Source organism: Kitasatospora sp. NPDC057936 (assembly GCF_042887525.1).
Classification (GTDB): Bacteria; Actinomycetota; Actinomycetes; order Streptomycetales; family Streptomycetaceae; genus Kitasatospora.
The window spans coordinates 22,043-48,399 of record NZ_JBHVPD010000053.1 but is presented as its reverse complement, the minus strand read 5'-3'; the positions used below and the strand labels follow the sequence as shown (position 1 = coordinate 48,399).

Sequence of the window (26,357 nt, the reverse complement as noted above, 5' to 3'; positions counted from 1 at the left end):
ACGGGCTCCGACGGGCTCCGCCAGGGCACCCCCGCGCGGTCATACGATCCGATGGTCGGTCGGACACTTTCCTTGCACCGGCCGAAACCTTCTGGCTTCTCAAGCGGTAACAACGTCGTCCGCCCGGTCGTCCACCCGGCGGACGGGACGGACCCAGACCCTTCGAGGAGCCCCATGTCTCACCCCCTCACGCGCCGGATCGCCCAGGCCGCGCTCGTCGTGGCGGCCGGAGCGACCCCGCTGGTCGCGGCCGGCTCCGCGTCCGCCCTGGGCGGCGACGCCCTGCTGCCCAAGAGCGACCTCGCCGCTCCGCTGGGCCAGCTGACCAACACCGACGCGGGTTCCAGCCTCCAGCACACCACCCACCAGCTCGGCGAGGCCGCCGGGACCACCGGCGCCGCCACCGTCGCCGCGGGCGTACCGGCCTCCGCCGACGCCGCCGGCAACATCGTCGCCCACCAGCTGCCCGAGGCGAACGAGAAGGCCAGCTCGCTGACCGCCCCGGTCGACCAGACCGCCGCCACCACCGGGCAGCTCTCCGCCGTCACCCCGAAGGTCGCCTCCGCGCTGGCCGGCAAGCTCGGCGAGGCCGTCACCGGCAAGGCCATGGGCACCCGCAGCGCCGCCAGCCCGGTCGGCGGGCTCGCCCAGACCGGCTCGGTCGCCAAGCAGGTGCCCAGCCTCGGCAGCCTCACCAACGGCGTGCCCAGCACCAGCGCCGTCACCGACGCACTGCCGCTGGGCTCCGTCGAGCGCTCGCTGCCGGCCGGCGGCCTGGCGAGCGCCCTGCCCGGCGCCGACGTCCTCGGCCTCGCCGAGCACGGCTCGGCCAACCGCCTCGGCGGCGCCGACCTCGGCCCGAACAACCCGCTGTCCGGCGTCACCGGTGCGCTCGGCCCGATCGGCGGCCTGCTGGGCGCCGTGAACGGCGGCGGCGTCGGCCTCTAGGCCACCCCCGGACGGGCCCGCTGACGGGGCCTCGACGACGTACGACGAAGACGGCGAAGGGCCGGTGTCCGAGGCGGACACCGGCCCTTCGTGCGGTCCCGCTAGCGCGCCGCGTTCAGCCGCTCGACGGCCGCGGCGACCCGCTCGTCCGTCGCCGTGAAGGCGACCCGGACGAACTGCCCGCCGGCCGGGCCGTAGAACTCCCCGGGCGCCACCAGGATGCCGAGGGCGGCCAGTTCGGCCACCGTCTCCCAGCACGGGCGGTCCTGGGTGGCCCACAGGTAGAGGCTCGCCTCCGAGTGCTCGATCCGGAAGCCGTACGCCTCCAGGGCCGCCCGCAGCGCCGAGCGCCGGGCCGCGTAGCGCTCCCGCTGCTCGGCCACGTGGGCGTCGTCGTCCAGCGCGGCGATCGTCGCGGCCTGCACGGGCGCGGCGACCATCATGCCGCCGTGCTTGCGCAGCCCCAGCAGCTCCTTGACCACGACCGGGTCGCCCGCCAGGAAGGAGGAGCGGTAGCCGGCCAGGTTGGAGCGCTTGGAGAGCGAGTGGACGGCCAGCAGGCCCTCGTGGTCGCTCCCGCACACGTCCGGGCGCAGGACGGACACCGGCTCGGCCTCCCAGCCGAGCTCCAGGTAGCACTCGTCGCTGACCAGCAGCACCCGGTGCTCCCTGGCCCACGCGACGGTGCGGCGCAGCTCGTCCGCGCCGAGCACCCGGCCGGTCGGGTTGGACGGCGTGTTCACCCAGAGCAGGCGCACGCGCGAGCCGTCCAGCTCGTCCACCGAGTCGTACTCGACGGGCTCCGCGCCGCACAGCCGCGCGCCCACCTCGTAGGTGGGGTAGGCGAGGCGCGGGTAGGCGACCTGGTCGCCCGGGCCGAGGCCGAGCTGGGTCGGCAGCCAGGCCACCAGCTCCTTGGAGCCGATGGTCGGCAGCACGGCCTGCGGGCCGATCTCGGCGCCGCAGCGGCGGCGCAGCCAGCCGGCGATCGCCTCGCGCAGCTCCAGCGGGCCCCAGACGGTCGGGTAACCGGGGGTGTCCGAGTGGGCGGCCAGCGCCTTCTGGATCACCTCGGGGACCGGGTCGACGGGGGTGCCGACGGAGAAGTCGCACAGGCCGCCCGGGTGGGCGAGGGCCGTCCGCTTGTACGGCTCCAGCTTGTCCCACGGGAAGACGGGCAGGCGGTCCGAAACGCGGCGCGCCGCCCCCGGGTGGCCCGGGAACGGCGCGCGCGTGCTGTTGTCGGTGCTCACAGCTCAGATGCCACCGATCGTCAGTGGTCGGCGTTCTGCGGCGGCAGAGCGGCGATGAACGGGTGGTCACGCTCGATCAGGCCGAGCTTCGAGGCGCCACCGGGCGAACCGAGGTCGTCGAAGAACTCGACGTTCGCCTTGTAGTAGTCCTTCCACTCCTCCGGAGTGTCGTCCTCGTAGAAGATCGCCTCGACCGGGCAGACCGGCTCGCAAGCGCCACAGTCGACACACTCATCCGGGTGGATGTAGAGCGATCGCTCGCCCTCGTAGATGCAGTCAACCGGGCACTCTTCGATGCACGCCTTGTCCTTCACGTCGACACAAGGCTGCGCGATGACGTAAGTCACGCTGTCGTTCCTCCTCGGAAGGGCCCTGGCGGCCCGTTCTGTTCTGCTCGCGTGCGCGGTGAGCGCGGCGTCGTCGATGCCCGCCCCTAGTATCGCGGGTCGGAGACCGCAAATGCACAGGAGGTGCCCAGATGACGGCAGGCGGCCCGGAAAGCAGCCGTCCGCAGGACCGTCCGGAGGTCCGGATAGATCGCTCCGACGTGGGACGACGCGTGTCCGCCCGGCGGCTGTCCGGGTTCGTGGACGACCGGCCGGTCTTCCGTGATGTGATCGGCGTGCTCACATCGTGGGACGATCACGGGTTGACGGTCGTGCCCCGCGCGGGCGAGCCGGTCTCCTTCCCCGAGAAACTGCTGGTCGCGGGCAAGGTGGTCCCGCTCTTCCCGGCCCGACGGGCCCCGCTGCCGGCCGCGACGCCGGTCGAGCTCCAGCGGATCGCGGCGCGCGGCTGGCCCGGCGTCGAGCAGGAGGCGCTCGGCGAGTGGACCCTGCGCGCCTCGGCCGGGTTCACCCAGCGGGCCAACTCCGTCCAGGCGCTCGGCGACCCCGGGCTGCCGCTGCCGGCGGCACTGGCCGCCGTCCGGGACTGGTACGCCGAGCGCGAACTGCCCGCCCTCGTCGAGGTCGTCACGCCCGGCACCGCGGACGGACTGCGCGAACTGCTCGGCCCCGCGCAGTCGCCGACGCTGGTGCGCACCGCCCCGCTGGCCGCACTCGCCAGGATCGGCTCCGGGCACGACCGGGTGCGGCTCTCCCGCACGGCCGGGCCCGACTGGATGTCCCTGTACGGGAAGCTGAGCGCGGACCCGGCGGTGCGCGAGGCCGCCCGGCGGGTCCTGCACGGCGGGCCCTCGGTCTGGTTCGCCACCGTGCCCGGCGCCGCGGGACAGCCGCCGCTGGCCATCGGACGCTGCGTCGTCGACGGCCCGTGGGCCTGCTTCGGCGCCATCGAGGTCCAGCCGCACGCCCGGCGGGCCGGGCTGGCCACGGCCGTCATGGCGGTGCTCGCCGCCCGCGCCGCCGAGGAGGGCGCCACCGGGGCCTACCTGCAGGTCGAGGCGGACAACGACGGTGCGGTCGCGCTCTATGACGGACTCGGCTTCACGACCAGTCACACTTACCACTACGCCCGGCCGCCCCAGGGGTAGCCCAGGCCACCGCTTGCCCGATCGCCCGCCCGCCGTAGGAAAGCCGTCGCCGTCACCGTGACCGAGCAGAGCAGAGACCGCTTCCGGACCGCCGCCCGCGCCGAACAGCCCGACCCCGTGCTGCTCTGCCTGCTCGCCGCCGCCGAACACGGCCCCCTCACCGACCCGGACGACCCCGGCGAGCCGCCGGGCCTCGACGCCCTGCTCGCCGCGTGCGGGGCCGCCCTCGACCGGCACGCCGCCGCCGTCCGCCTCGCGGTCGCCGAACGCGCCCCCGCCGGGCCCGAGGAGACCGCCGCCCTGCTCGCCGCCGTCCTCGGCGGGCGGGAGCGGTTCCACGGGCGGCAGTCCGACTACCGGCGGCTGGAGTCCTCGCTGCTGCCGGAGGTCCTGCGGCGGCGGCGCGGGCTGCCCATCACGCTGTCCCTGGTGTGGATGGCGGTCGGCCGGCGGGCCGGGCTCACCGTCCACGGCATCGCGCTGCCCGGCCACTTCATCGTCGCCGTCGGCGGCCCGGCCGGCGGCGAGGAGTACGTCCTGGCCGACCCCTTCCACGGCGGACGGCTGCTCGACCCCGGCGACGCCGAGCGCCTCGTCGAGGCCACCGGGCACCCCTTCGCGCCCGCGCTGCTCACCCCCGCCCAGCCGCTCGACATCGTCCACCGCGTCCTCGGCAACATCCGGGCCTGGGCCTCCGAACGGCCCGAACACGCCCGCACCCAGCTCTGGGCCACCGAACTTGCCCTGCTGCTCCCCCGCCACCCCGCCCAGCTGCGCCTCGAACGCGCCGAACTCCTCGTCCGGACCGGGGACTTCCTCGGCGGCTCGGCCGAGATGGACGCCTACGCCGAGATCCTCGACGCCTTCGACCCGGACGCGGCGGCCAAGGTCCGCCAGGAGGCCAGGGCGGCCCGGCACCGGCTCAACTGACTCGACCGACTCGACTGACTCGACTGACTCGACCGACGGACTACAGCCAGCCCTTCTCGCGGGCGATGCGGACCGCCTCGGTGCGGTTGCGGGCCTCGGTCTTCTGGATCGCCATCGAGAGGTAGTTGCGGACCGTGCCCTCGGACAGGTGCAGGCGCTTGGCGATGTCCGCGTTCACCGCGCCGTCCGCCGCCGCCCCGAGGACGTCCCGCTCGCGGGCGGTCAGCGGGTTGGCGCCCTCGGCCAGCGCGGCGGCGGCCAGCGCCGGGTCGATCACCCGCTCCCCGCGCAGCACCCGGCGGATCGCCTCGGCGAGTTCGGAGGCGGGCGCGTCCTTCACCAGGAACGCGTCCGCGCCGGACTCCATCGCCCGCCGCAGGTAGCCGGGCCGCCCGAAGGTCGTCGCGATCACGACCTTCGTCCCCGGCGCCTCCCGGTGCAGCTTCGCCGCCGCCTCGATGCCCGTCATGCCGGGCATCTCGATGTCCAGTACGGCGACCTGGACGTCGTTCGCCAGCACCGCCGCCACCACCTCGTCGCCGCGGCCCACCTGCGCCACGACGTCGATGTCCCCCTCCAGTCCGAGCAGCGCCGCCAGCGCCTCCCGGACCATCCCCTGGTCCTCGGCCAGCAGCACGCGGATCGAGGGGCCGTTCTGATCGTCACTCATTGGCTGATCTTGGCACGGCGGCCTGCTCCCCCGGGAGTCCGCCGGCCGGTTCGGCGGCCCGCTCCCGGCTCAGCGGGCCGCGCTGCGCGGGGACGGCGCCGGTGCGGGCGCCGCGGTGGGCGAGGACCTCCCGCAGAGCCGGCGTCAGGTCCGCGAACGGCTCGACCCCGCCCGGGCCGGAGGTCCTGGCCAGCGCCGACCACGTCCCGGTGCCCGGGTCGTGGAAGTGGACCCGGCCGGGGTCGCGGGGGTCGTAGCGGATCGGCCACCGGCCCCCGGGGTACGGCGACGGCCGGCCGACGTGGCGCCGCAGCGCGCGGCCGTCGTAGCGCAGGCCGTCCTTGTGCACCCCGTCGGGGCGGATCACGGCCCAGTGGATCGGGAGGAGTTCGAGGAACAGCGCCGGATCGCGCGGGGCGGCGATGTAGCCGCAGCGGTGGACCGCGAGCCGGTAGGCCTCGTTCGGGCTGAGGTCGGGGCCGGGCAGGCCGGGCAGGGCCAGTCCGGGCTGGCGGCGGCGCTGGTAGCCGGCGACGGCGTACTCGGCGAAGAGCTCCTCCAGTTCGCCGGTCGTCCGGGGGCGGTCCGGCTTCTCGCCGCGGCCGGCGAGGTGGGCGGCGAACTGCGCCCGGACGTGCGCGAGGGCGGCGACGGCCTGGGGTTTGCCGGCCGGCGGGTACGCCCGGCCGCCCTGGACGACGATGCCGTAGCGGCGGCAGACGTCCTTGACCGTCTCCGGGACGACCGCCGCGCCGCGGTCGACGACGATCCGCTCGGGGAAGACCACCGGACGGGCCGCGGCGGCCGCGAACCGCTCGTCCGCCGCCAGCAGCGGTTCGCAGGGCAGCCGCAGCGTCCGGTGCCGCAGATCGTCCGGCCAGCCCGGCCGCATCGGCTCGGGCACGAGGGCGTCGGCGATCACGAGCCCGGCGTCCACCGGCCCCGCACCGCCCGGCAACAGGCGCCAGCCCAGCAGGCTGCGGGTGCAGAGGTCGACGGCGGCGGTCAGGCCGACCGGGGTCACGGCGCCGGTGGCCGGGTCGACGGCGCTCACGTCCAGCGGGACGGTGTCGACCAGCACCACCGCGCCGGGGCGGTCCGCCACCAGGGGCAGGCCGGGGATCTCCGGCGGCTCGGCCCGGTCGGGCTTCGCGGGTGCGCCCGCCGGGCCGGCGGGGCCGGAGCGGCGCAGCGAGCGGCGGTCCACCAGCCCCCACAGGCCCTCCTCCCGCCAGCGCTTCAGGCGCCGCCACATCTGCACGGGCGCGTAGCCGAGTTCGGCGGCCTTGCTCTCCACCCGGCGGGTCAGGGAGAGCCCCGGCGCGTACTGGGCCCGGGGCTCGTCCGGCCTGGAGTCGTCCGGGCAGCCGGAACGGTAGCCGGTGGTGAGTTCCAGGAGGTGCTCCTGGGCCCGTAAGAGTTCGCGCCACTGCTGGGGACTCAGCCGGTCCAGCAGGGCGCCGGCGTCCGGGCGGCCCTCCTCGGGGGCCGTGCCGTCCGGCGCCTGGCCGTACGGCCGGAAGGTGGGCTCGGCGAGCAGGGCGCCGGCGCCGATCAGGGTGAGTGCTCCGGTGTCCGCGCGGAGCCGGACCGTGTCGTCGGTGATGCCGGTGACGGTGTGCGGCCGGCCGTCGAGCCAGAGCCGGGCGCCGCAGTGCAGCCGGAACGGTCCGCGGGTGGCCGGGGTCACGCCGGCTCCCCGGCGGTCGTGACGAGGGTCGCCTCCCGCAGGGGTACGTCGAGGTCGGCGACCACGCGGTGGTGCCACATCAGGTGGAACAGCACGCCGCGGGCCAGGTCGGGGTACGGCATGCGGGCCAGCAGGCCGCCGATCGTGGTGCCGCCGCGGGCCAGTCGCAGCAGCCGGGGGGCGAGTTCGGCACCGAGGTGGACCGGGCGTCTCGCTCCGGAGAGGAACTCGACGTTCGCCCAGCGCTGGCGGTCCGGCTCGCCCACCCGGCGGTGGTCCCAGCCCAGTTCGGCGCAGGCGCGCCGGACCCGCTCGGCCCGGTGCCCGGGCGCCGGCTCGTCGGTCTCCAGGACCAGGCTCCGGCCGTCGGCGCGGCGCGCCAGGACGAACGGGGCGTGCCGCCACGGGCCGTCGTCGTCGACCGCGCCGAACCGCAGCGGCCGGGTGGCGAACGCGGTGATCCCCGGGTCGAAGTCGAGGAGCGTCAGCCAGGCGCGCTCCAGTCCGGTCCGGTACTCGACCAGGTCACCCGTCGTGGCGGACCAGTAGGCGTCCGGCCCGGACTCCCGGGCCGGCCCCGCCGTCAACGTCGCGTCTCCCCCGTGCGCAGGCACAGCCGCTTCCCCCGATTCTCGGACCCGTGCAGTCCGGACCACTATCAAGTAGCAGTCCCCCGCTGACAATTGCACTATCACGTTGGTCCGGTCACCCTCATTTACGGGCCTTGGTCACCGGTTTCCGCTACGTTTTCCACTCGTCCGGACCGGCGGGCTCGACCACCGCCGGGGGCGCGATCATCCGTGATCGTCCCGGACCGACGGGGATCGGCGCGCTCGGGGGCTTCGGCGCCGCAATTCGGGGGATCCTGCTCGCGGTTGTGCACTTCCTCCCGAACGGATACGAGGACCCCTGTGTGCGCACAACAGACAGGGAAACGAAAGTGACCAAGAACCAGCTCCGCATGGCCGCCGTCACGGTCGTCACCGCTCTCGCACTGGGCAGTGGTGCGGGCATGGCGAGCGCCACCGAGCAGCACAACGTCCGGCTCGCGCAGGCCACCGTCGAGGCGCACGCCCTCGCCCAGGCCTTCGAGGGCACGCCCGCCCCGACGATCGTCGAGGACGGGCTGGAGGACCGCCTGGCGGACCTGCCGGAGGACGCCTCGCTCGACCAGGTCGTCCAGGCGATGTACCCGGACGACGAGGACGCCCAGGCGTCGGCCCTCGCCTACCTCACCGCGGCGGCGGACGACGCGTCCTCGGACGACGCGACCGGCACCGGCGCGCCGGAGGGCGCCGTCACCCCGCAGTTCTGGGGCTGGGGCGACGCCTGGCACCTGGCCAAGTGCGTGGGTGCCGTCGGCGGTTTCATCGCGGGCAACGCGCTCGCGGTCTCGAAGATCCGCAAGTTCGGCGGCGTGGTGAAGCTCGCCAAGCTGCTCATCAAGGGCAAGAACTTCGAGCAGCGCATGAAGGCCCTGCTGGCGGCCTTCGGCGACATCAGCGGCCTCGGCGCGGTGGCGAGCTCCTGCGGCTGACCGCCGCGGCCGGGGTGACCGGCGGCACCCCGTGGGGCTCGGTCCGCCCACCGTGAACAGGAGGAGCCCGTGCGCACCCGCGCACGGGCTCCTCTACGTTCCCCCTACGAGCGCTCGGCCGTCGGCGTCACCGGCGCCGGCACCTCGCGCAGCGGCACCATCGCGCGCAGCCGGAAGCCCTTGCCGCGCTCCCCCGGGCCGCTCTCCAGGCGGCCGCCGACGAGGGCGAGGCGCTCGTCCAGGCCCGAGAGGCCGTTGCCCGGCTGGGACTTGCCCGGGCCGCGCCCGTCGTCGGTGATCTGCAGGACGGCGAAGCGCTCGCCGCTGCCCTCCCACGCCGTGTCGGCGGTGACGGTGCAGACAGTGGCGCCCTCGCCGTGACGGACGATGTTGGTGACGGCCTCGCGCAGCGCCCAGGCCAGCGCGCCCGCCTCCTCGGTGGCGAGGCCCGGCCAGCTGTCGACGAGCTCCGGCGACGCGTCCAGCCGCACCTGCGCCGCGGCCAGCGCCGTGCGGGCGGCGGCGAGTTCGACCGGCAGGGTGGGCCGGCGGAAGCCGGTCACCGCCTCCCGGACGTCGATCAGCGACTGCCGCGCCACCTGCTCGATGTCCGCGACCTGCGCCCGCGCCGCCTCGTCCTTCCCGGCGTCCATGAACCGCCCGGCGAGCTCGCTCTTCAGCGTGATCAGCGACAGCGAGTGCCCGAGCAGGTCGTGCAGGTCGCGGGCGAGCCGCAGCCGCTCCTCGGAGGCGGCCAGGTGCGCGACGGCGGCCCGGGCCTCGCGCAGCTCCTTCATGGTGGCGACGAGCCGCTGCAGGCCGGTCATCGCGATGCCGGAGAGGAAGGCGCTGAGGGCGAAGGTCGTGGTGGCGTCCGAACCGGCGTCGACGGCCAGGCCGGTGGCGCCGGTGAGCACCGCCATGCCGAGGAGCGCGCGCGGCGCGAGCCGCACCGGCGTGATGATCGCGAGGCAGACCGAGGCGTAGATGAAGAGCGTCAGGAAGGTGCCGCCGAGGACGAAGGTGGCCACGACCGCGAGCACGACCATCATCGCGACGATCACCCGGCAGGCCCGCGGCTTCATCCCCGCCGTCGAGCGGAAGATCACCAGCAGGACGTAGGCGGCCACGAAGCCGACCAGGCACACCCAGCCGAAGACCCGGGCGGCCTCGCTGTGGCCGCCGCGCAGCAGCTCGCCCGCCGGGTAGGCCAGGTAGAGCATCCACAGCAGCATCCAGGCGACCTTGACCAGCATCTGCCGCCTGGTCTCCACCGGGGATCCGGGGACGTTCATGAACGACGCGCGCGCCACACCCACCTCCGGCTGCTCGTCGGTGCGGTGGGTGCGGCGGGTGTCGTCCATGTGGATCATCATGCCTGTCGGGTGTCGCGCCGGTACAAGGCGGTGGCGGCGGCGACGAACACCGCGAGGAAGGCGGCCAGCCCCGCGACGGCGACGGTGTCCAGCGAGTGCCCGGGCTGGGTGAAGGCGGCCAGCTTGTTGTACAGGAACACCGGGTTGAAGCGGGCGAACTTCTCCAGCGAACCGCTCACCGGGAACCAGGTGCCGCCGAGCAGCGCCATCGCCATGTAGGTGATCATCACGATCGGCTGCACCGAGTCCGGCGCCGCCGCGTACCCGAGCGCCACGCCGAGCGCGGCGAACACGAAGCTGCCCAGCCACAGCGCGGCCGCGAGGCCGATCCACTGCGCGGCGCCCAGCGACACGCCCTGGCTCGCGCCGACCGCGAACACCACCAGGATCGCCGGCAGCGTGGTCACCGCGCTCGCCGCGATCTTGCCGACGGTGTACGCCCGGCCCGGCAGCGCCGTCAGCCGCAGCTGGCGCGTCCAGCCGCTCTTGCGCTCCAGCGAGATCCGCTGCGCGTTGCCGGTGAGCACCGCGCCGACCGCGCCGAAGGTGGCCATCGAGACCATGAAGTACGTCTTCACCGGGAGGCCGCCCGCCTGGTTGGCGGAGCTGTAGGCGTGGATGAAGAAGAAGTACATCAGCGCCGGGTAGGCGACGGTGAAGAACAGGTAGCGCCGGTTGCGGAAGGTCCGCAGGATCTCCAACTGGATCAGGGTGGTCATCGCACGGTCTCCTTCGGGGCGGCGTTCCGGTCGTCGCGGTCGTCCTGCTCGCCGGTGATGGTGAGGAAGGCCTGCTCCAGGCCCAGCCCGGTGACCTCCAGTCCGCGCGGGTACAGGCCCGCCCGGTAGAGCCCGGCGACGCTCGCGTCCGCGTCCGCCGTCCGGATCCGGACCGTCCGCACGCCGGGCACGCGGGCGGTGACGTCCAGGGACTGCACGCCCGGCAGGGTGCGCAGCACGCCGCCGTCGAACGGGCCGGCGTCCGGAGCGAGGTCGGCGTCGTGGAGCTCGAAGGCCACCCGGCGGGCGCCCGCACGCGCCTTGATCTCCGCGGAGGTGCCGTCGGCGATCAGCCGGCCCCGGTGCAGGACCAGGACGCGGTCGGCGATCGAGTCCGCCTCCTCCAGGTAGTGGGTGGCGAACAGCACCGTCCGCCCGGCGTCGGCCTGGGCGCGCATGCTCGCCCAGAACGCCTGCCGGACGGTGACGTCCATGCCGGTGGTGGGCTCGTCCAGCACGATCAGGTCGCTGTCGCCGGCGATCGCGAGGGCGAAGCGGACCCGCTGCTCCTGGCCGCCGGACAGCTTGTCGACCCGGCGCTCGGCCAGCTCGGTGACCCCCGCGTCGGTCAGTACCTGGGCGACCTCGCGGCCGCGCGGGTGGACGTCGCAGGCGAGCTTGACCAGTTCGCGGACCTTGACGTCGGCCATCAGCCCGCCGCTCTGCAGCATCGCGCCGACCCGCCCGGCCGCGATCGCCTCGCGCGGGCCGGTGCCGAACAGCGAGACGGTGCCCTGGTCGGGCTCCCGCAGGCCGAGCAGCAGGTCGAGGCTGGTCGACTTGCCCGCGCCGTTGGGCCCGAGCAGGGCGACGGTCTCGCCCGGCCGCAGCACGAGGTCCAGCCCGTCGACAGCCCGTACCCGCCCGTAGCTCTTGCCGACGCCGCGGAAGGCGGCCACATCCGTGCCCATCGCCCTGCTCCTGTCCCCTGGTGGTGTCGCGTCCGGTGCCGTTCGCACCACCTCAGAGTCCCGCGCGGGCCGGGTACGGCGGCAGTGTCCGCCGTCGTGCGTTCCGTATGACGGATGTCATGCTGGCGGCCGGTACCCCCGTCAGGGGTACCGGCCGCCGAAACCGCTGGTCAGGGGCTTTGGCGCGCCCCTGCCGGGGTCACATCCCCAGCGAGCGCTTCACGAAGTCGACCTGGAGCAGCAGCAGGTTCTCCGCGACCTCCTCCTGCGGCGTCATGTGGGTGACGCCCGACAGCGGCAGCACGGTGTGCGGGCGGCCGGCGGCGAGCAGGGCGGAGGACAGGCGCAGGGTGTGGGCGGCCACCACGTTGTCGTCCGCGAGCCCGTGGATGATCATCAGCGGGCGCTCCAGACCGGCCGCGTACCCGGTGAGCGAGTTCGCCGCGTACACCTCGGGCCGCTCGGCCGGGTGGCCCAGGTAGCGCTCGGTGTAGTGGGTGTCGTACAGCTCCCAGTCGGCCACCGGCGCGCCGGCGACGGCCGCGTGGAAGACGTCCGGGCGGCGCAGCACGGCGAGCGCGGACAGGTAGCCGCCGTAGGACCAGCCGCGGATGGCGACCTTGCCGAGGTCGAGCGGGAACTCCCCGGCCAGCGCCTGGAGCGCGTCCACCTGGTCGTCCAGGGTGCTCCCGGCGAAGTCGAAGGCGATCGACTTCTCCCAGTCCGGACCGCGCCCGGGGGTGCCGCGCCCGTCGGCGACGATCACGGCGAAGCCCTGGTCGGCGAACCACTGCGAGGTGAGGTGCGGGTTGTGCGCCTGGACGACGCGCTGGCCGTGCGGGCCGCCGTACGGGTCCATGAGGACGGGCAGCAGGCCGTCGCGCTCGCGGTCGTAGCCGGTGGGCAGGAAGACGGCGGCGGGGATGCGGCGCTCGCCGGCGAAGCGGAAGACCGGGCGGGCGGTGATGACCGGGGTCTCGGCGTACGAGGCGATGGTGGCGACGTCGTCGACGACCACGCCCTCGGGCAGGTCCCGGGAGACCTGGACGAGGCTGCCGGGCAGGTCGGGCTCGGCGGTGGCCCGGACGGTGATGCCGGCCGCGTGCACGGCGGTGGTGACGGAGGTGAACGGGCGGCCGTTGGCGGCCTCCCAGGCGAGCCGCTTGCCGTCGTGGCCGATCCGGCCGACGGCGACCCAGCCGGGCTCGGGGTCGGTCTCGGCGGCGCCGCCGGAGGCGGTGAAGAACACCTCGTCGGCGGTGACCGCGACGACGGAGCGCAGGTGCAGGTCGTCCCCGGTGACGGCCTGGTCGCCGATCACCAGCGCCCGGCCCCCGCCCTCGTCGGAGATCCGCACGAGCTTGCCGTCCGGCGTCCAGGCCGGAACGCCCTGGAACAGCTCCAGCCAGGTGTCGTCGTGCTCCTCGAACAGCACCTCGGTGGCGCCGGTGGCGACGTCGAGGCCGAGGATCCGCTGGCTGCGCTGGTCGCGGGCCTGGACGAGCAGCAGCGGCACGCCGCCCCCGGACCAGTGCACCCGGGCGAGGTAGGGGAAGGCCGCGCGGTCCCAGTCGACCTCGGTGCGGCCGCCGTCCAGGTCGAACACCCAGAGCCCGACCTCGGCGTCGGCGGTGCCGGCGGCGGGGTAGGCGACCTCGGCGGGCTCGCGCTCCGGGTTGGCCGGGTCGGCGATCCACCAGCGGCGCACCGGGGTGTCGTCGGCGCGCTCGACCAGCAGCCGGTCGCCCTGCGGGGACCACCAGTGGCCGCGGTCGCGGCTCATCTCCTCCTGGGCGATGAACTCGGCCTGCCCCCACGTGACGTTCGGCCCGTCGGGCTCGGCGAGGGCGCGGTCGCCGCTGCCGTCGGTGCGGGTGAGCCGCAGTTCGCCGGCGGTGTTGGCGTACGCGACGTACCTGCCGTCCGGGGACGGGCGCGGGTCCAGCAGCGGGCCCTCGGCGGGGAGTTCGGCGGTGGCGCCGGTCACGAGGTCGGCGGTGAACAGGCGGCCGGACAGGGCGAAGGCGGCCAGCCGGCCGGCCGCGTCGAGGGCGTAGCCGACGATGCCGGCCGAGCCCTCGCGGCTGCGCTCGCGGCGGGCCTTCTCGGCCGGGGAGAGGTCCTCCTCGCCGCCGCCGAGCAGGACGGCCGGGTCGGCGGCGATCCGCTCCTCGGCGGTGGCGGTGGCGAGGGTCCAGAGCAGGTTCGCCCGGTCGCTGCCCGAGCGGGAGCGGAGGAAGACGACCCGGGAGCCGTCTGGTGCGACGGAGAACGACCGGGGCGCGCCGACGGTGTAGCGCAGGGTCCGCGCGTACTGCCGGGGGAAGGTGTCCGCAGGGGTGTGGGAGGTCATGGCCAGACCCTACGACCTCTCGCGCGCGCTGCCGGGAGCGTTTTGATCACTCGTTCGGAGCATCGTCGGGAAGTACGCCCCAAAGTGGTCCGCACCCCCTCCGACCGGCCCATGCGCCCCACGAGTGCTGCCGTACCCCGGCGCGCGCGGACTCACCGAACGTAATGCTCCGCTCACCCATCGGGTAAGACTGATCAGGCGGGTGATCGTCCGGCCCCGTCCCGGACCGCCGGTCGCCCGACCGCAAGTCCCGCACGGTCCGACCGCCGACCTCCCCAGGGGGCGGCGCACCCGAGAAGGGGTGTGAGCCGACATGGCTTTGTCCGTCTCCGCAGCCATGCTGATGCTGGTCATCGTGGTGGTGATGGTCCGCCGCTCCGGCCTGAAGCTCTCGCACGCGATCATCTGCGCGCTGCTCGGCTTCTACCTGGCGTCCAGCTCCATCGCCCCGTCGATCAGCCAGGTCACCAGCAACCTCGCCGGGATGATCAACGGCCTGAAGCTCTGAACCGCGCGCGCTCCCGCGCCCGCCGGGCCGGTCGTTAGGCTTCCTCCCATGACCTCGACTACCGGACGCCGCCTGCTGCTGGTGCACGCCCACCCCGACGACGAGTCGATCGGCAACGGCGCCACCATGGCCCGGTACGCCGCCGAGGGCGCCCGCGTCACCCTGGTGACCTGCACCCTCGGCGAGGGCGGCGAGGTGATCCCGCCCGGGTTGGCGCACCTGACGGCCGATCGGGACGACACCCTCGGCGCGCACCGGATCGGCGAGCTGACCGACGCCATGGCCGCCCTCGGCGTCACCGACTTCCGCTTCCTCGGCGGCCCGGGGCGCTACCGCGACTCCGGGATGATGGGCGTGCCCGAGAACGACGCGCCCGGCTGCTTCTGGCGGGCCGACGTGGACGAGGCGGCCGGCCACCTCGTCGCCGTGATCCGCGAGGTGCGGCCGCAGGTCCTGGTCACGTACGACGAGAACGGCGGCTACGGGCACCCGGACCACATCCAGGCGCACCGGGTCGCGATGCGCGCGTACGACCTCGCGGCCGACCCGGCGTACGGGCCCGGGCTCGGCCCGGCCTGGCGGATCGCCAAGGTGTACTGGAACCGGATGCCCCGCTCGGTGATCGAGGCCGGGCTCGCCGCCACCGCCGCCGGCGCGGCCTTCCCGGGCACGGCCGCCCCGTCGGACGTCCCCGGGGTGGTGGACGACGCGGTGGTCACCACCGCGGTGGACGGCGCCGCGTACGCCGGGCGGAAGGCCGCCGCGATGGCCGCGCACGTCACCCAGATCACCGTGGACGGCGCCTCGTTCGCGCTCTCCAACCACCTCGGCCAGCCGCTGGTGGCCACCGAGTACTACCAGCTGGTGCGCGGGCAGGCGGGGCCCGGACGGCCCGAGGGCGACCTGTTCGCCGGCCTGGACGCCGAGCGCACCACCGCCGAAGAGACCGCTGCGGCGACCGCCGAGGAGGGCGCCCGATGAACAAGTCCGCCGACCGCACGCCGGCCGGGTCCGCCGGCCCCGCCGACCGGAAGCCGCCGCAGGCGCCGAAGCGCTCGTTCGCCGCCACCGTCCTCGGCACCCGGGACGAGCGCCTGGCCGAGGCTCAGCCCCCGCGCGGCGCCCGGTTCGTGGCGTATGTCCTGTTCTTCGCGCTCGGCTTCGCGGTTTCGGTCTGCGGATCCTTTGTGCAGGCCTTGTGGCCGCCCGTGGGGGTCCTGCTCGCGCTCGGCGCGACCGCCGCCACCTTCTACGGCGGACTGCGCGTCACCGGCACCCGGCTGGGCGCCGCCCTGCCCGCGGCCGGCTGGTTCATCGCCCTGGTCGTCGTCATCGTGCCGCGGCCGGAGGGCGACACCGTGCTGTGGCCCAATGCCACCTCGCTCGCCTGGATGTTCGCCGGCTCGATCCTGGGCGTGATCTGCGCCACCCTGCCCACCCGCGCGAGCTGGTTCCCCGGGGTCCCCAACCCGCCCCGCTGAGCCCGGGAGTGCGGCGCGTACGGTACCGCGCACGACGCGCAGTCAGGACCACACGGCCGTACTCTCATACCGGAGGAACCGGACGTATCAGGATCTGTCCGAACCCGTTCACCGCTCAGTTCTTCCCAGTATGGTGGTGCCGCAGAACGCCGTACCCGACCGCCGCCCGCCCCAGGCCCGGCGACCACGAACCGCGGTCGCGCCGCACGGCCCGCCCGCGAACCCGGAGCAGAGCAGCATTGAGCAGCCGCGAATCTGACAACGCCCACCCGACGCCCCGGCGCACGGGCCCGGACGCCTACCCGTCGGGCACCCCGCCCTACGGCACACCGGGCCTGCCCGGCGGCGACCGGGCCGGCAACGGTGCCGCCCAGGGCGCGGCGTCGGGCGGCGAGGACGAGGTCCCGAAGACCGAGACCACCCTGACCACCCGGGTCCGGATCAACATCCCCGGCTCGCGCCCGATCCCGCCGGTCGTCGTCCGCAGCGCCGTCAAGAACGAGGAGGGCCCCGGCGACGAGGCCCCGGCGTCCGCCCCCGAGGCGGGCGGCGCGCGCCACCGCTCCGCGCCCTCCTCCCCCGTCCTCGGCGTGATGGAGGGCGGCGGCCGCACGGCGACGCCGCCGAACCTGCCGCCGGAGTGGCAGATCCCGCCGATCCCGCCGGCGACCTCCGAGTCCGAGTCGACCGGCGCGTGGTTCCGGCCGCGGCAGAAGAAGGCCGCGTCGGCGCCCGGCGAGGCCGCGCCCGCCCCGGTCCCGGCCGGTGCGCCGGGCGCCGGAGCCGAGCCCCAGGCCCAGCCGCAGGCCAAGGCCCAGGCCCGGCCCAAGCCCCAACCGAACGGCGCGCGCCCCGACGGCGCCCCGCAGAACGGCGCCCAGCGCTCCGGCCAGGGCTCCGCCCGGCAGGGCGGCCGTCCGGTCCCCGCCCAGGCGCAGGCCAACGGCGCCGCGCCCGCCCCGGCTCCCGCGCCGTTCGGCGGCCCGGAGGGCCGGGCCGACGAGCCCGGCGTGTACGAGGCCGCGGCGGCCCCGTTCGCCGCCGACCCGTTCGCCCCCGTTCCTCCCGCCGCGGCGACCCCCGCCGGTCCGCGCGGCCCGCAGAACGGCCGTCCGCAGAAGCGCGGTCCGCAGGGTGCCGGCGCCCCGGACGGCCGCCCGCAGAACCGCGGCCCGCAGGGCGCCCGGCCCTTCCCGGCCGGCGGCGCGGCCGACCCCGAGGACACCTCCGTCGACGGCTTCGCGCCGATCCGCGAGGACGTTCCGGCGCCGGCCGCCATACCCGGCCTGCCCCAGGACGGCGCCCAGCGCGCCGGCCGGGGTGCCGGCGAGGGCCGCCAGCAGCCGGGCCTGTTCGCCTCCGCGCCCACCGGCGCCGACCCGTTCGCCGCGCAGCGCCCCGGTGCGCCCGCCGGCCAGGACGCGTTCGCCGCCCCCGGCGGCCTGTTCCCCGGAGCCCCCGCCGCGCCGGGCGCGCCGGGTGGCAAGGCCTCCCCCGCCGACCCGTTCGGCACCGGCCCGTTCGGCACCGATCCGTTCGGCGCCGCCCCGGCCGGCGCGCGGCAGCCCGGCCGCGACCCGGAGGCCACCGCGGTCACCCCGCTGCCGGCCCCCCCGCCCGGCCCCCGCCCGGAGGCCGGCGGCCCGGCCCCCGCCGCCGCGGAGCCCGCCAAGGCCGCGCCCGCCAAGGCGCAGGGCAAGGCCAAGAAGAAGGGCGGCGCCGGCAAGAAGATCGTCAAGCTCGGCGTCTACGGCATCGGCGGCGTCCTGTTCCTCGGCGCCGCCGCGTACGGCACCGGCCTGATGCTGAACCAGTCGGACATCCCCAAGGGCACCGTGGTGCTCGGCACCGACATCGGCGGCAACAACCGCGACCAGGCCATCCACCAGCTCGACGAGACGGTGGGCAAGGCCGGCCAGCAGCCGCTCAAGCTGAAGATCGGCGACCAGAGCGTCGACCTGGACCCGACCGTCGCCGGACTCGGCTTCGACACCACGGCCACCGTCGACGGCCTCACCCAGCACAGCTACAGCCCGGTCGACGTCATCAAGTCGCTTCAGGGCGGCACGAAGAACGTCGCGCCGGAGGTCAAGGTCGACCGGGCCAAGCTCAAGGCCGCGCTCGACGGCCTGGCCGCCGGGGCGGGCCAGGGCCTGCAGGAGGGCTACGTCAAGTTCGGCGACACCGGCGACCCGGTCGTCGTGCCCGGCAAGGCCGGTCAGGCGCTGGACTCCGCGAGCGCCGTCGCCGTGGTCGAGCAGGCCTACCGCGACCGCGCCGCCGGCAAGCCCGACCAGCCGATCGCGCTGAACGTCACGGCCGCCCAGCCGAAGGTCTCCGCCCAGGCCCTGCAGGCCGCCGCGGACGGCCTCGGCAAGTCCGCGGTCAGCGGCCCGATCCACATCACGGCCGGCGCCAAGACGTTTAACTTCGGCAAGCTGACCGCCGCCAAGGCGCTGACCCTCGTGCCGGACGCCTCGGGCAAGCTGACGCCCAAGTGGGACCTGGACGCGCTCAACGCCCAGCTCGGCAACGTCTTCGACAAGGTCAAGATCAAGAAGAACGGCCAGTCCGCGGCGATCACCGCGCAGGACGTCGCCGACGCGCTCACCCCGCTGCTCGACAAGAGCGGCGACAAGGACCGCACCTTCAAGTTCACCGTCGCCTGAGCGACCGCGCCCGACCGCCGAGGGGCGGGTCCGCCGCCTTCCCCGTGAAGGAGCGGGCCCGCCCCTCGGCCCGCCCCCTCGGCCGCTCCCCGGCCCTCCCCCTCGACAACTCCCGTCCCGCTCGCCAAGATGTGACGCCACACCATCCGCCACACCTGCCTCGGGAGCACGCCAATGGGCCGCCTCCACCACCGGACGGCCCTGCTCGCCGGCCTCACCGCGCTCGCGCTCTCGCTGACGCTCTGTTCGTGTGCGTCCCAGCCGGACGGCTCACCCGGCGACGCGATGGCGTCCGTCCCGAAGTCGCCCAAGTCCACCGCGACGGACATCAATCCGCGCGACCGCGCCCAGCTGCGCCAGGGCGGCACCCTGAACCTCGCGATCACCCAGTTCTCCCACCAGTGGTCGCCGATCCACGCCGACGGCACCGAGTCCTCGACCGGCAGCGTCACCAAGGCGCTGCTGCCCACCTTCTTCCGCTCCGACGCGGCCGGCACCCAGACCCCTAACCCGGCCTACCTCCAGGACGCCCACGCCGAGCTCAGGGACGGCCACCAGGTGGTCGTCTGGACGCTCAACCCGAAGGCCCACTGGTCCGACGGCACCCCGATCACCTGGCGCGACATCGAGGCCGACTGGCGCGCGATGAACGGCAAGGACCCGGCGTACAAGTCCTCCAGCAGCACCGGCTTCGAGCTGGTCTCCTCGGTGGTGCCCGGCAAGGACGACTTCCAGGCCGTGATGACCTTCGACCAGCCCTTCTCCGAGTGGCAGTCGATGTTCAACGGCGCCGCCAACGCCCCGCTGCTGCCGGCGAGCAGGGTGAGCGGCCCCGACCTGTTCAACACCGCCTACCTGGACGCCATCCCGGTCACCGCGGGCCCGTTCAAGGTCGAGAAGCTGGACCCGGCGGCCCAGACCGTCACCCTGGTCGCCGACCCGGCCTGGTGGGGCGACAAGCCGCTGCTGGACCGCATCGTCTTCCACGCCATGACGCCCGCGACGATGGCCGCCGCCTTCGGCCGCGGCGACATCGACCTCTTCAACAACGGCCCGGACGTGGCCGGGTACGAGGCCATCAAGCGCACCAAGGGCGCCGTCGTCCGGCGGGCCGGCGGGCCGGACTTCCGCCAGCTCACCCTCAACGGCCGCAGCCCGCTGCTCACCGACGCGACCGTGCGCCAGGCCGTGTTCCAGGCGATCGACCGGGACGCGATCGCCCGCGAGGACCTCAAGGGCCTGGACTGGCCGCCGGCCACGCTCAACAACCACCTGCTGGTCGCCAACCAGAACGCCTACCGCGACAACTCGCTCGGCCTCAGCCGCTACGACCCCGCCGAGGCCCGCCGCAAGCTCGACGCGGCCGGCTGGAAGCTCGACGGCGACGTCCGCCACAAGGACGGCCGCGAGCTGAACCTGCGGTTGGTCGTCCCGGCCGGCGTCGCCACCGCCCAGAGCGAGGCCGCGAGCCTCACCGGGATGCTCAAGGGCGTCGGCGTGAAGGTCACCACCGTCCAGGCCGGCCCGAACGAGTTCTTCGACAAGTACGTCAACCGCCAGGACTTCGACCTCGCCGTGTACGCGCTGCTCGGCACGCCCTTCCCCGCCAGTGGCAGCCGCGCCAGCTTCGTCCAGAACAGCGGCAACAACCACGCCGGCACCGGCAGCGCCGCCGTCGACGCCGCCCTCGACCGGGCCGCCGCCGCGCCGGACACCGCCACCGCCTCCGAGGCCATCAACCAGGCCGACGCCGAGCTGTGGAAGGTGGCCGGGATGCTCCCGCTCTACCAGCGGCCGCAGCTGTACGGCGCCCGCGCCAACCTCGCCAACATCGGCGCGCAGGGCCTGTCCGACATCGTCTGGGAGAACGTCGGCTTCGAGAAGTGACCGCCCCCGGGGGCTGACGGCCCCCCGGAACCACGCGGCCGGGCCGCGGAGTCGACGGACTCCGCGACCCGGCCGGGGAACGGGCTCAGGCGCTCCCGATCACGTCCCGCACCTCGGCGAAGTGGCAGGCCGACTCGTGCGCGGCCGGGCCCTCCAGCAGCGCGGGCACCGCGAGCAGCGGCACCTCCTCGGAGCACCGCTGCTGCGCCTTCCAGCAGCGGGTGCGGAAGCGGCAGCCGGACGGCGGGTTCGCCGGCGACGGCAGGTCGCCGCTGAGCAGGATGCGCTCGCGCTGCTCGCGGCCGGTCGGGTCGGGCACCGGCACGGCCGACAGCAGGGCCTGGGTGTACGGGTGGGTCGGATGGGCGTAGATCTCGTCCTCCGAGCCGATCTCGACCATCTTGCCGAGGTACATCACGCCGACGCGGTCGGAGATGTGCCGGACGATCGAGAGGTCGTGCGCGATGAACATGTACGACAGGCCGAATTCGGTCTGCAGCTGCTCCAGCAGGTTGATCACCTGCGCCTGGACGGACACGTCGAGCGCCGACACCGGCTCGTCGCAGATGATGATCTCCGGCTTGAGCGCCAACCCCCGGGCGATGCCGATGCGTTGACGCTGACCGCCGGAGAACTGGTGCGGATACCGGTTGATGTACTCCGGGTTGAGCCCGACGACGTCCAGCAGATCCTGGACGGCCTTGCGGCGGTCGCCCTTCGGAGCCACCTCCGGGTGGATCTCGAACGGCTCGCCGATGATGTCGCCGACCGTCATGCGCGGGTTCAGCGAGGTGTACGGGTCCTGGAACACCATCTGGATGTTCCGCCGCACGGCCTTCAGCGCCGACCCCGACAGCCGGGTGATGTCCTGGCCCTTGTAGCGCACCTGGCCCGCGGTCGCCCGCTCCAGGCTCATCAGCACCTTGGCCAGCGTGGACTTCCCGCAGCCGGACTCGCCGACGATGCCCAGCGTCTCCCCGGTGACCAGGTCGAAGGAGATGCCGTCCACCGCCTTCACCGCGCCGACCTGCCGCTTGAAGAGGATCCCCTGCGTCAGCGGGTAGTGCTTGACCAGGTCCCGGACCTCCAGGATCGGCTCAGCCACGGAGGGTCTCCTTCCAGAAGTGGCAGGCGCTGTGCCGGCCCGGCAGGTCCCTGCCCTCCGCGTCCAGCACCGGGACGAGCGGCGGAAGTTCGGACCGGCAGCGGTCCTGCACCCGGTCGCAGCGCGGATTGAACGCGCAGCCGGCCGGAATGTGCAGGAGGTTCGGCGGCAGGCCCTGGATGGCGTACAGGTTCTGCCCCTTCTGGTCCAGCCGGGGAATCGAGTTGAGCAGCCCCCGGGTGTACGGGTGGGCCGGGCGCGCGTACAGCTCGTGCACGGGCGCCGTCTCGACGATCCGCCCCGCGTACATCACCGCGATCTTGTCCGCGACGTCGGCCACCACGCCGAGGTCGTGGGTGATCAGGATCAGCCCCATGTGGAACTCGGACTGCAGCTCGGCCAGCAGGTCCATCACCTGGGCCTGGACGGTCACGTCCAGGGCAGTGGTGGGCTCGTCCGCGATGATCAGGTCGGGCTCCATCGAGAGCGCCATCGCGATCATGATGCGCTGGCGCATGCCGCCGGAGAACTGGTGCGGGAAGTCGTCCACCCGCTGCGCCGCCGCCGGGATGCGCACCCGCTCCATCAGCTCGACCGAGCGGTCCTTCGCCTCCTTGCGCGAGGCGCCCTGGTGCACCCGGAACATCTCGCCGAGCTGGTAGCCCACGCTGAGGACCGGGTTGAGCGAGGACAGCGCGTCCTGGAAGATCATCGCGATCTTCCGGCCGCGCACCGCGCGCCGGGCCTTGGGGCTCATCGTCAGCAGGTCCTGGCCCCGGAACAGCACCTTGCCGGCCGTGATCCGCCCCGGCGGCATGTCCAGGATGCCCATGATCGCCTGCGCCGTCACCGACTTGCCCGAACCGGACTCGCCGAGCACCGCCAGCGTCTCCCCGGCCGACACCGAGTAGCTGACGCCGTTGACGGCCTTGGCGATGCCGTCCCGGGTGACGAACTCGACGTGCAGGTCGTCGACTTCGAGCAGCGGCGTGCCGGGCACCAGGTTCTCCCGGCGCGGGCCGGTCACCTCGATCGCGCTCAGGCGCGCCCCGCCGTCCCTCGTGCCGGACGGCTTCGTCGTGTCAGTCATGGTCCGCGGCCCTCCTCAGCGCAGCTTGGGGTCGAGGGCGTCGCGCACCGCGTCGCCGAGCATGATGAACGCCAGCACGGTGATGCTCAGCACGGCGGCCGGGAAGAGCAGTACGTGCGGGGCGTTCAGGAAGCGGGACTGGGCGTCGCTGATCATCAGGCCCCAGGAGATCGCCGGGGACTGGATGCCGATGCCCAGGTAGGACAGCGCGGCCTCGGCGCCGATGAACACGCCGAGGTTGATGGTCGAGACGACGATCACCGGCGCCACCGCGTTCGGCAGGATGTGCCGGGTGACGATCCGCCCGGTGCCGGCCCCGAGCGCGCGCGCGGCGACCACGTAGTCGTTGTGCTTGTTGGAGATCACCGCCGAGCGCATCAGCCGGTAGATCTGCGGCCAGCCGAGCACCGCCATCACCGCCGAGACCGTCCAGGCGTTGCCCTTCTGCCAGGTCGACATGATGAGCATGCCGCCGAGCAGCAGCGGGATCGCGAAGAAGATCTCGGTGATGCGCGACAGGAGGCTGTCCCAGAACCCGGCCATCCAGCCGGCCAGCAGCCCGAGCGTGCCGCCGACCAGGACCACCAGCGACGTGGTCAGGATGCCGACGATGATCGAGTTGCGGGCGCCCCAGATCGTCCGGGTGTAGACGTCGCAGCCCTGGACGTCGAAGCCGAACCAGTGGTCCGCGGAGGGGCGTTGCAGCGAGGACGAGAGTTCGCAGAAGCCGGCCGAGTTCGGGTCCTTGTCGGTGAACAGCTGCGGGGCGACGGCCATCACCACCATGAGCAGCACCAGCAGCCCGCCGATGATGAAGAGCGGGTTGCGCCGCAGGTCGTACCAGGCGTCCGTCCAGAGGCTGCCCACCCGCTCCTTGTCGCCCTTGGCGGCCGCCGCCGCGGTCACCGGGGCCGTCGTGTCCAGCGCGTTCGTCGGCTCACTCATAGCGGATCCTCGGGTCAAGAACGGCGTAGAGCAGGTCGACCACCAGGTTGGTGAGGAGGTACACCATGACGAGGGCGCTCACGACGCCCACCACGATGGTGCGTTCGCGCAGGTACACCGACTGGAACAGCTGGTGCCCGATCCCGGGGATGTTGAAGATGCCCTCGGTGATCACCGCGCCGCCCATCAGCGACCCCAGGTCCATGCCGAGGTAGGTGACGATCGGGATCAGCGCGTTGCGCAGCCCGTGCCGCACCACGACGCGCAGCGGGCTCAGGCCCTTGGCCACCGCCGTGCGCACGTAGTCGGCCCGCATCACCTCGGTCAGGCTGGTCCGGGTGAGCCGGGCGATGTAGGCGAGCGAGGTGGACGCGAGCACGAAGGCCGGCAGGAGGTACGCGCGGAAGCCGTCGTCCTCGTTGAACGAGACCGGGAAGAAGTCGATGCCGTAGTCGTTGTGGAGCTTCACCCCGAGGAGCAACTGGAGCACGAAGCCGATCACGAAGGTCGGGATCGAGATGACCATCAGGGTCGAGATCAGCACCAGGTTGTCGATGAACCGGCCGCGCCGCAGGGCGGCGACCACACCGGCGGTAACGCCCACCGCCATCTCGATGACCAGCGCGGTCCCGGCCAGGTTGATGGTGTACGGGAAGGCCCGCGTCATCACGTCGACGACGGCGTGGCCGCGGTAGTCCTCGCCGAAGTCGCCCTGGAACAGGCCGACCAGGTAGTGCCAGTACTGGAGGAAGAACGGATCGTCCAGGTGGTACCGGTCGTGCAGCATCGCGACGACCGTCGGGTCCGCGCGTTTCTCACCGGCCAGCGCTTGGATGGGGTCACCGGGCAGCAGGAAGACCAGTGCGTAGATCAGGAACGTCGCGCCGAGGATCACAGGTACGGCCTGGATGACCCGACGGACCACATAGCGGCCCATGTGGCGGCCTCCTCGTGGTTGGGGCGCGTCACCGGCGGGCGGCACGGGGGTTTCCCGCGCCGCCCTGCGGGACGCACCGGTCAGCGGGAGTCGGGTCAGGCGAGTTCGACGGAGGTCAGGTCGATCCGGTTCTGGGCGTCGATGATGACGTTCTTGACGGTCTTGGTGTACGCCCCGGAGCTCATGTAGGTGTACACCGGGATGTACGGCAGCTCCTTGAGCAGGATGTCGTCGGCCTGCTGGTACAGCTTCAGGCCCTCGTCCTCGGTCTTCGCCTGGTCGGCCTTGGCGAGCAGCGCCTCGAAGTCCTCGTTGACGTAGCCGCCGTAGTTGGAGCCGTTGTCGATGGCGATCTTCGAGAAGATCGGGCGCAGGTAGTCCTCGATCGACGGGTAGTCCATCGACCAGGCCATGCGGAAGGCGCCGGAGTACTGCTTGGCCCCCAGCGCGTCGAGGATCTTGCCGAACTTCTCGAACGGCTTGAAGGTGACGTCGATCCCGAGGTTGTTCTTCAGCTGGTTGCCGACGGCCTCGATCCACTCCTTGTGGCCGCCGTCCGCGTTGTAGCCGATCTCCAGCTTGTTTTCGGGCAGGCCGCCGGACTGGGTGTAGAGCGCCTTCGCCTTCGCCGGGTCGTACTTGCAGGCGTCGCCGCACGCGCCCTGGCGGTAACCCGGGATGATCGGGTTGACGAAGTCGTCGGCCGGCTTGCGGGTGCCGGAGAAGATCGTCTTGGTGATGGCCTCGCGGTCGATCGCCATCGAGATCGCCTTGCGCAGGTCGGGGCTCGCGAACGCCTTGTTGGTCGCGATCGGGAACCCGATGTAGCCGACGCCGGATTCCGGCTGGTAGATGTAGCGGTCACCGAACTCCTGGGCCACCGTCGCCATCGCCGAGATCGGCAGCTTGTTGGTGATCTGGATGTTGTCCGCGCGGAGGTCGTTGTACGCGGTTTCCAGCTTGTCGTAAATCTTGAAGGTGACCGAATCGAGCTTGGCCTTTTTGCCCGGGTAGTTGTCGTAGCGCTTGACCTTGATCTGCTGGTTGTGCTGCCACGGGCCGTCCATCTGGAACGGGCCGTTGCCGATCGGGTTGTCGCCGAAGGCCTTCGGGTCGTTGAAGAACGCCTTCGGGAGCGGGTAGAAGGCGTTGTACCCGAGCATGGTCTTGAACTGCGAGAACGGCGCCTTGAGGGTGACGGTGAAGGTCTTGTCGTCCACGACCTTGAGGCCCTTGAGCGCCGTGGCCGTGGGCTTCTTGTCCTTGCCGGGCGCGAGCTCGTCGGAGCCGAGGACCTTGTCGAAGAACGGCAGGGCCTGCGCGGCGTTGTCCTGGTCGGCGCCCCAGTTCCAGGCGTCGACGAAGGACTGCGCGGTCACCTTCTCGCCGTTGTGGAACGTGTAGCCGTCCTTGAGCTTGATCGTCCAGACGGTGGAGTCCGGGGAGTCGATCGACTCGGCCATGGCGAGCTTGGGCGTGCTGGTCTTGGGGTCGTAGTCGACCAGCCCGGTGAAGAGCGCGTACTCGACCTGGGTGCCCTCGGACTCCGCGGTGTTCTGCGGGACCAGGCCGTTCTGCGGCTCACCCAGCTGGACGCTGATCGACCCGCCGGTCTTGCCGGCCGGGGGCTTCTTGTCGCTGCCCGTGGTGCACGCGGAGATCGCGAGCGCCGTGCAGGCCGCCAGGGCGGTCAGGCGCATCGTCTTGGTGAGCCTCATTCAACTGCTCCTCGTTTTGGGGGCTTGCGAACGAACGGCGGCCCCGCCACTCGGTGTGCCGGGCGTGACGGAGGC

At 73.3% G+C, this 26,357-nt stretch carries 23 protein-coding genes; 9 read left to right on the top strand and 14 right to left on the bottom strand.

Annotated elements, in window-relative coordinates:
* Nucleotides 1–174 precede the first annotated feature (174 nt).
* Nucleotides 175–948, top strand: coding sequence for a hypothetical protein (locus tag ACFVU9_RS25775; RefSeq protein ID WP_387597175.1), 774 nt, complete (start codon nucleotides 175–177; stop codon nucleotides 946–948).
* Between the two features lie 101 nt (nucleotides 949–1,049).
* Here the strand turns inward: ACFVU9_RS25775 and dapC are convergent, their stop codons facing one another.
* Both dapC and fdxA read right to left on the bottom strand, forming a co-directional pair.
* Nucleotides 1,050–2,201, bottom strand: a complete 1,152-nt coding sequence (gene dapC, locus ACFVU9_RS25770) for a succinyldiaminopimelate transaminase (RefSeq protein WP_380503123.1) — start codon at nucleotides 2,199–2,201, stop codon at nucleotides 1,050–1,052.
* Between the two features lie 20 nt (nucleotides 2,202–2,221).
* Nucleotides 2,222–2,548, bottom strand: a complete 327-nt coding sequence (gene fdxA / locus ACFVU9_RS25765) for a ferredoxin (RefSeq protein WP_030061559.1) — start codon at nucleotides 2,546–2,548, stop codon at nucleotides 2,222–2,224.
* Between the two features lie 131 nt (nucleotides 2,549–2,679).
* Here fdxA and ACFVU9_RS25760 point away from each other — a divergent pair, with 131 nt between their 5' ends.
* Both ACFVU9_RS25760 and ACFVU9_RS25755 read left to right on the top strand, forming a co-directional pair.
* The gene (locus tag ACFVU9_RS25760; RefSeq protein ID WP_387597169.1) at nucleotides 2,680–3,696 is read left to right on the top strand and encodes a GNAT family N-acetyltransferase; all 1,017 of its coding nucleotides are present in this window, start codon (nucleotides 2,680–2,682) and stop codon (nucleotides 3,694–3,696) included.
* Between the two features lie 57 nt (nucleotides 3,697–3,753).
* A complete protein-coding gene (locus tag ACFVU9_RS25755; RefSeq protein ID WP_380438180.1) occupies nucleotides 3,754–4,626 on the top strand; it encodes a transglutaminase family protein in 873 nt (290 codons plus the stop codon).
* Between the two features lie 40 nt (nucleotides 4,627–4,666).
* On the opposite strand, the gene ACFVU9_RS25750 is transcribed toward ACFVU9_RS25755, so the two are convergent.
* The 3 genes from ACFVU9_RS25750 to ACFVU9_RS25740 are packed head-to-tail and all read right to left on the bottom strand — an operon-like array spanning nucleotide 4,667 to nucleotide 7,573.
* Entirely contained in the window at nucleotides 4,667–5,296 is a 630-nt protein-coding gene (locus tag ACFVU9_RS25750; RefSeq protein ID WP_359963282.1) for a response regulator transcription factor, read from the bottom strand.
* The gene (locus tag ACFVU9_RS25745) at nucleotides 5,289–6,986 is read right to left on the bottom strand and encodes a Mu transposase C-terminal domain-containing protein (protein ID WP_387597165.1); all 1,698 of its coding nucleotides are present in this window, start codon (nucleotides 6,984–6,986) and stop codon (nucleotides 5,289–5,291) included. Before ACFVU9_RS25745 ends, ACFVU9_RS25750 begins: the two co-directional genes overlap by 8 nt.
* Nucleotides 6,983–7,573: a TnsA-like heteromeric transposase endonuclease subunit gene (locus ACFVU9_RS25740; protein ID WP_380438175.1), complete on the bottom strand. Its 591-nt coding sequence runs from the start codon at nucleotides 7,571–7,573 to the stop codon at nucleotides 6,983–6,985. Before ACFVU9_RS25740 ends, ACFVU9_RS25745 begins: the two co-directional genes overlap by 4 nt.
* Before the next feature lie 353 nt (nucleotides 7,574–7,926).
* On the opposite strand from ACFVU9_RS25740, the gene ACFVU9_RS25735 reads away from it, so the two are divergent.
* Nucleotides 7,927–8,523, top strand: coding sequence for a hypothetical protein (locus ACFVU9_RS25735; RefSeq protein ID WP_387597162.1), 597 nt, complete (start codon nucleotides 7,927–7,929; stop codon nucleotides 8,521–8,523).
* A gap of 104 nt (nucleotides 8,524–8,627) precedes the next feature.
* On the opposite strand, the gene ACFVU9_RS25730 is transcribed toward ACFVU9_RS25735, so the two are convergent.
* The 4 genes from ACFVU9_RS25730 to ACFVU9_RS25715 all read right to left on the bottom strand — a co-directional run bounded on the left by ACFVU9_RS25730 (nucleotide 8,628) and on the right by ACFVU9_RS25715 (nucleotide 13,942).
* Nucleotides 8,628–9,887, bottom strand: coding sequence for a sensor histidine kinase (locus tag ACFVU9_RS25730; protein ID WP_380498021.1), 1,260 nt, complete (start codon nucleotides 9,885–9,887; stop codon nucleotides 8,628–8,630).
* An 8-nt stretch (nucleotides 9,888–9,895) separates the two neighbouring features.
* Nucleotides 9,896–10,618 (bottom strand): ABC transporter permease, encoded by a 723-nt coding sequence (locus ACFVU9_RS25725; protein ID WP_387597159.1) that lies wholly within the window; start codon nucleotides 10,616–10,618, stop codon nucleotides 9,896–9,898.
* Complete coding sequence (locus ACFVU9_RS25720) at nucleotides 10,615–11,589, bottom strand: ABC transporter ATP-binding protein (protein WP_387597156.1); 975 nt, start codon at nucleotides 11,587–11,589, stop codon at nucleotides 10,615–10,617. Before ACFVU9_RS25720 ends, ACFVU9_RS25725 begins: the two co-directional genes overlap by 4 nt.
* A 199-nt stretch (nucleotides 11,590–11,788) precedes the next feature.
* Nucleotides 11,789–13,942 (bottom strand): prolyl oligopeptidase family serine peptidase, encoded by a 2,154-nt coding sequence (locus tag ACFVU9_RS25715; protein WP_387597153.1) that lies wholly within the window; start codon nucleotides 13,940–13,942, stop codon nucleotides 11,789–11,791.
* 313 nt (nucleotides 13,943–14,255) lie between these two features.
* Here ACFVU9_RS25715 and ACFVU9_RS25710 point away from each other — a divergent pair, with 313 nt between their 5' ends.
* The 5 genes from ACFVU9_RS25710 (at nucleotide 14,256) to ACFVU9_RS25690 (ending at nucleotide 20,487) form a co-directional block, all read left to right on the top strand.
* Nucleotides 14,256–14,450 carry a DUF2304 family protein gene (locus tag ACFVU9_RS25710; RefSeq protein WP_380438163.1) on the top strand — a complete coding sequence of 65 codons (195 nt, stop codon included), beginning with the start codon at nucleotides 14,256–14,258 and terminating at the stop codon, nucleotides 14,448–14,450.
* Between the two features lie 48 nt (nucleotides 14,451–14,498).
* The gene (gene mshB, locus ACFVU9_RS25705; protein WP_387597150.1) at nucleotides 14,499–15,431 is read left to right on the top strand and encodes an N-acetyl-1-D-myo-inositol-2-amino-2-deoxy-alpha-D-glucopyranoside deacetylase; all 933 of its coding nucleotides are present in this window, start codon (nucleotides 14,499–14,501) and stop codon (nucleotides 15,429–15,431) included.
* A complete protein-coding gene (locus ACFVU9_RS25700; protein WP_380438159.1) occupies nucleotides 15,428–15,931 on the top strand; it encodes a DUF6113 family protein in 504 nt (167 codons plus the stop codon). Before mshB ends, ACFVU9_RS25700 begins: the two co-directional genes overlap by 4 nt.
* A gap of 239 nt (nucleotides 15,932–16,170) precedes the next feature.
* The gene (locus tag ACFVU9_RS25695; RefSeq protein ID WP_387597147.1) at nucleotides 16,171–18,600 is read left to right on the top strand and encodes a hypothetical protein; all 2,430 of its coding nucleotides are present in this window, start codon (nucleotides 16,171–16,173) and stop codon (nucleotides 18,598–18,600) included.
* A 174-nt stretch (nucleotides 18,601–18,774) separates the two neighbouring features.
* The gene (locus ACFVU9_RS25690) at nucleotides 18,775–20,487 is read left to right on the top strand and encodes an ABC transporter family substrate-binding protein (RefSeq protein ID WP_387597145.1); all 1,713 of its coding nucleotides are present in this window, start codon (nucleotides 18,775–18,777) and stop codon (nucleotides 20,485–20,487) included.
* A gap of 85 nt (nucleotides 20,488–20,572) precedes the next feature.
* Here the strand turns inward: ACFVU9_RS25690 and ACFVU9_RS25685 are convergent, their stop codons facing one another.
* From ACFVU9_RS25685 to ACFVU9_RS25665, 5 genes are all read right to left on the bottom strand, one after another.
* Complete coding sequence (locus tag ACFVU9_RS25685; protein WP_380438153.1) at nucleotides 20,573–21,592, bottom strand: ABC transporter ATP-binding protein; 1,020 nt, start codon at nucleotides 21,590–21,592, stop codon at nucleotides 20,573–20,575.
* Nucleotides 21,585–22,634 (bottom strand): ABC transporter ATP-binding protein, encoded by a 1,050-nt coding sequence (locus ACFVU9_RS25680; RefSeq protein ID WP_387597196.1) that lies wholly within the window; start codon nucleotides 22,632–22,634, stop codon nucleotides 21,585–21,587. Before ACFVU9_RS25680 ends, ACFVU9_RS25685 begins: the two co-directional genes overlap by 8 nt.
* A gap of 63 nt (nucleotides 22,635–22,697) precedes the next feature.
* Nucleotides 22,698–23,627 carry an ABC transporter permease gene (locus ACFVU9_RS25675; RefSeq protein WP_380438152.1) on the bottom strand — a complete coding sequence of 310 codons (930 nt, stop codon included), beginning with the start codon at nucleotides 23,625–23,627 and terminating at the stop codon, nucleotides 22,698–22,700.
* Nucleotides 23,620–24,564, bottom strand: a complete 945-nt coding sequence (locus ACFVU9_RS25670) for an ABC transporter permease (RefSeq protein WP_380438150.1) — start codon at nucleotides 24,562–24,564, stop codon at nucleotides 23,620–23,622. The genes ACFVU9_RS25675 and ACFVU9_RS25670 overlap by 8 nt, the downstream gene beginning before the upstream one ends.
* 95 nt (nucleotides 24,565–24,659) lie before the next feature.
* Nucleotides 24,660–26,282, bottom strand: coding sequence for an ABC transporter substrate-binding protein (locus tag ACFVU9_RS25665; protein WP_380498029.1), 1,623 nt, complete (start codon nucleotides 26,280–26,282; stop codon nucleotides 24,660–24,662).
* Nucleotides 26,283–26,357 lie beyond the last annotated feature (75 nt).

Bases quoted from the DNA above. Each gene is read 5' to 3' on its own strand.
- ACFVU9_RS25690 (WP_387597145.1), top strand. From the start codon at position 18,775: ATGGGCCGCCTCCACCACCGGACGGCCCTGCTCGCCGGCCTCACCGCG.
- ACFVU9_RS25720 (WP_387597156.1), bottom strand. From the start codon at position 11,589: ATGGGCACGGATGTGGCCGCCTTCCGCGGCGTCGGCAAGAGCTACGGG.
- ACFVU9_RS25730 (WP_380498021.1), bottom strand. From the start codon at position 9,887: ATGGACGACACCCGCCGCACCCACCGCACCGACGAGCAGCCGGAGGTG.
- ACFVU9_RS25760 (WP_387597169.1), top strand. From the start codon at position 2,680: ATGACGGCAGGCGGCCCGGAAAGCAGCCGTCCGCAGGACCGTCCGGAG.
- ACFVU9_RS25665 (WP_380498029.1), bottom strand. From the start codon at position 26,282: ATGAGGCTCACCAAGACGATGCGCCTGACCGCCCTGGCGGCCTGCACG.
- ACFVU9_RS25710 (WP_380438163.1), top strand. From the start codon at position 14,256: ATGGCTTTGTCCGTCTCCGCAGCCATGCTGATGCTGGTCATCGTGGTG.
- mshB (WP_387597150.1), top strand. From the start codon at position 14,499: ATGACCTCGACTACCGGACGCCGCCTGCTGCTGGTGCACGCCCACCCC.
- ACFVU9_RS25750 (WP_359963282.1), bottom strand. From the start codon at position 5,296: ATGAGTGACGATCAGAACGGCCCCTCGATCCGCGTGCTGCTGGCCGAG.
- ACFVU9_RS25700 (WP_380438159.1), top strand. From the start codon at position 15,428: ATGAACAAGTCCGCCGACCGCACGCCGGCCGGGTCCGCCGGCCCCGCC.
- ACFVU9_RS25675 (WP_380438152.1), bottom strand. From the start codon at position 23,627: ATGAGTGAGCCGACGAACGCGCTGGACACGACGGCCCCGGTGACCGCG.
- ACFVU9_RS25725 (WP_387597159.1), bottom strand. From the start codon at position 10,618: ATGACCACCCTGATCCAGTTGGAGATCCTGCGGACCTTCCGCAACCGG.
- ACFVU9_RS25670 (WP_380438150.1), bottom strand. From the start codon at position 24,564: ATGGGCCGCTATGTGGTCCGTCGGGTCATCCAGGCCGTACCTGTGATC.
- ACFVU9_RS25775 (WP_387597175.1), top strand. From the start codon at position 175: ATGTCTCACCCCCTCACGCGCCGGATCGCCCAGGCCGCGCTCGTCGTG.
- ACFVU9_RS25715 (WP_387597153.1), bottom strand. From the start codon at position 13,942: ATGACCTCCCACACCCCTGCGGACACCTTCCCCCGGCAGTACGCGCGG.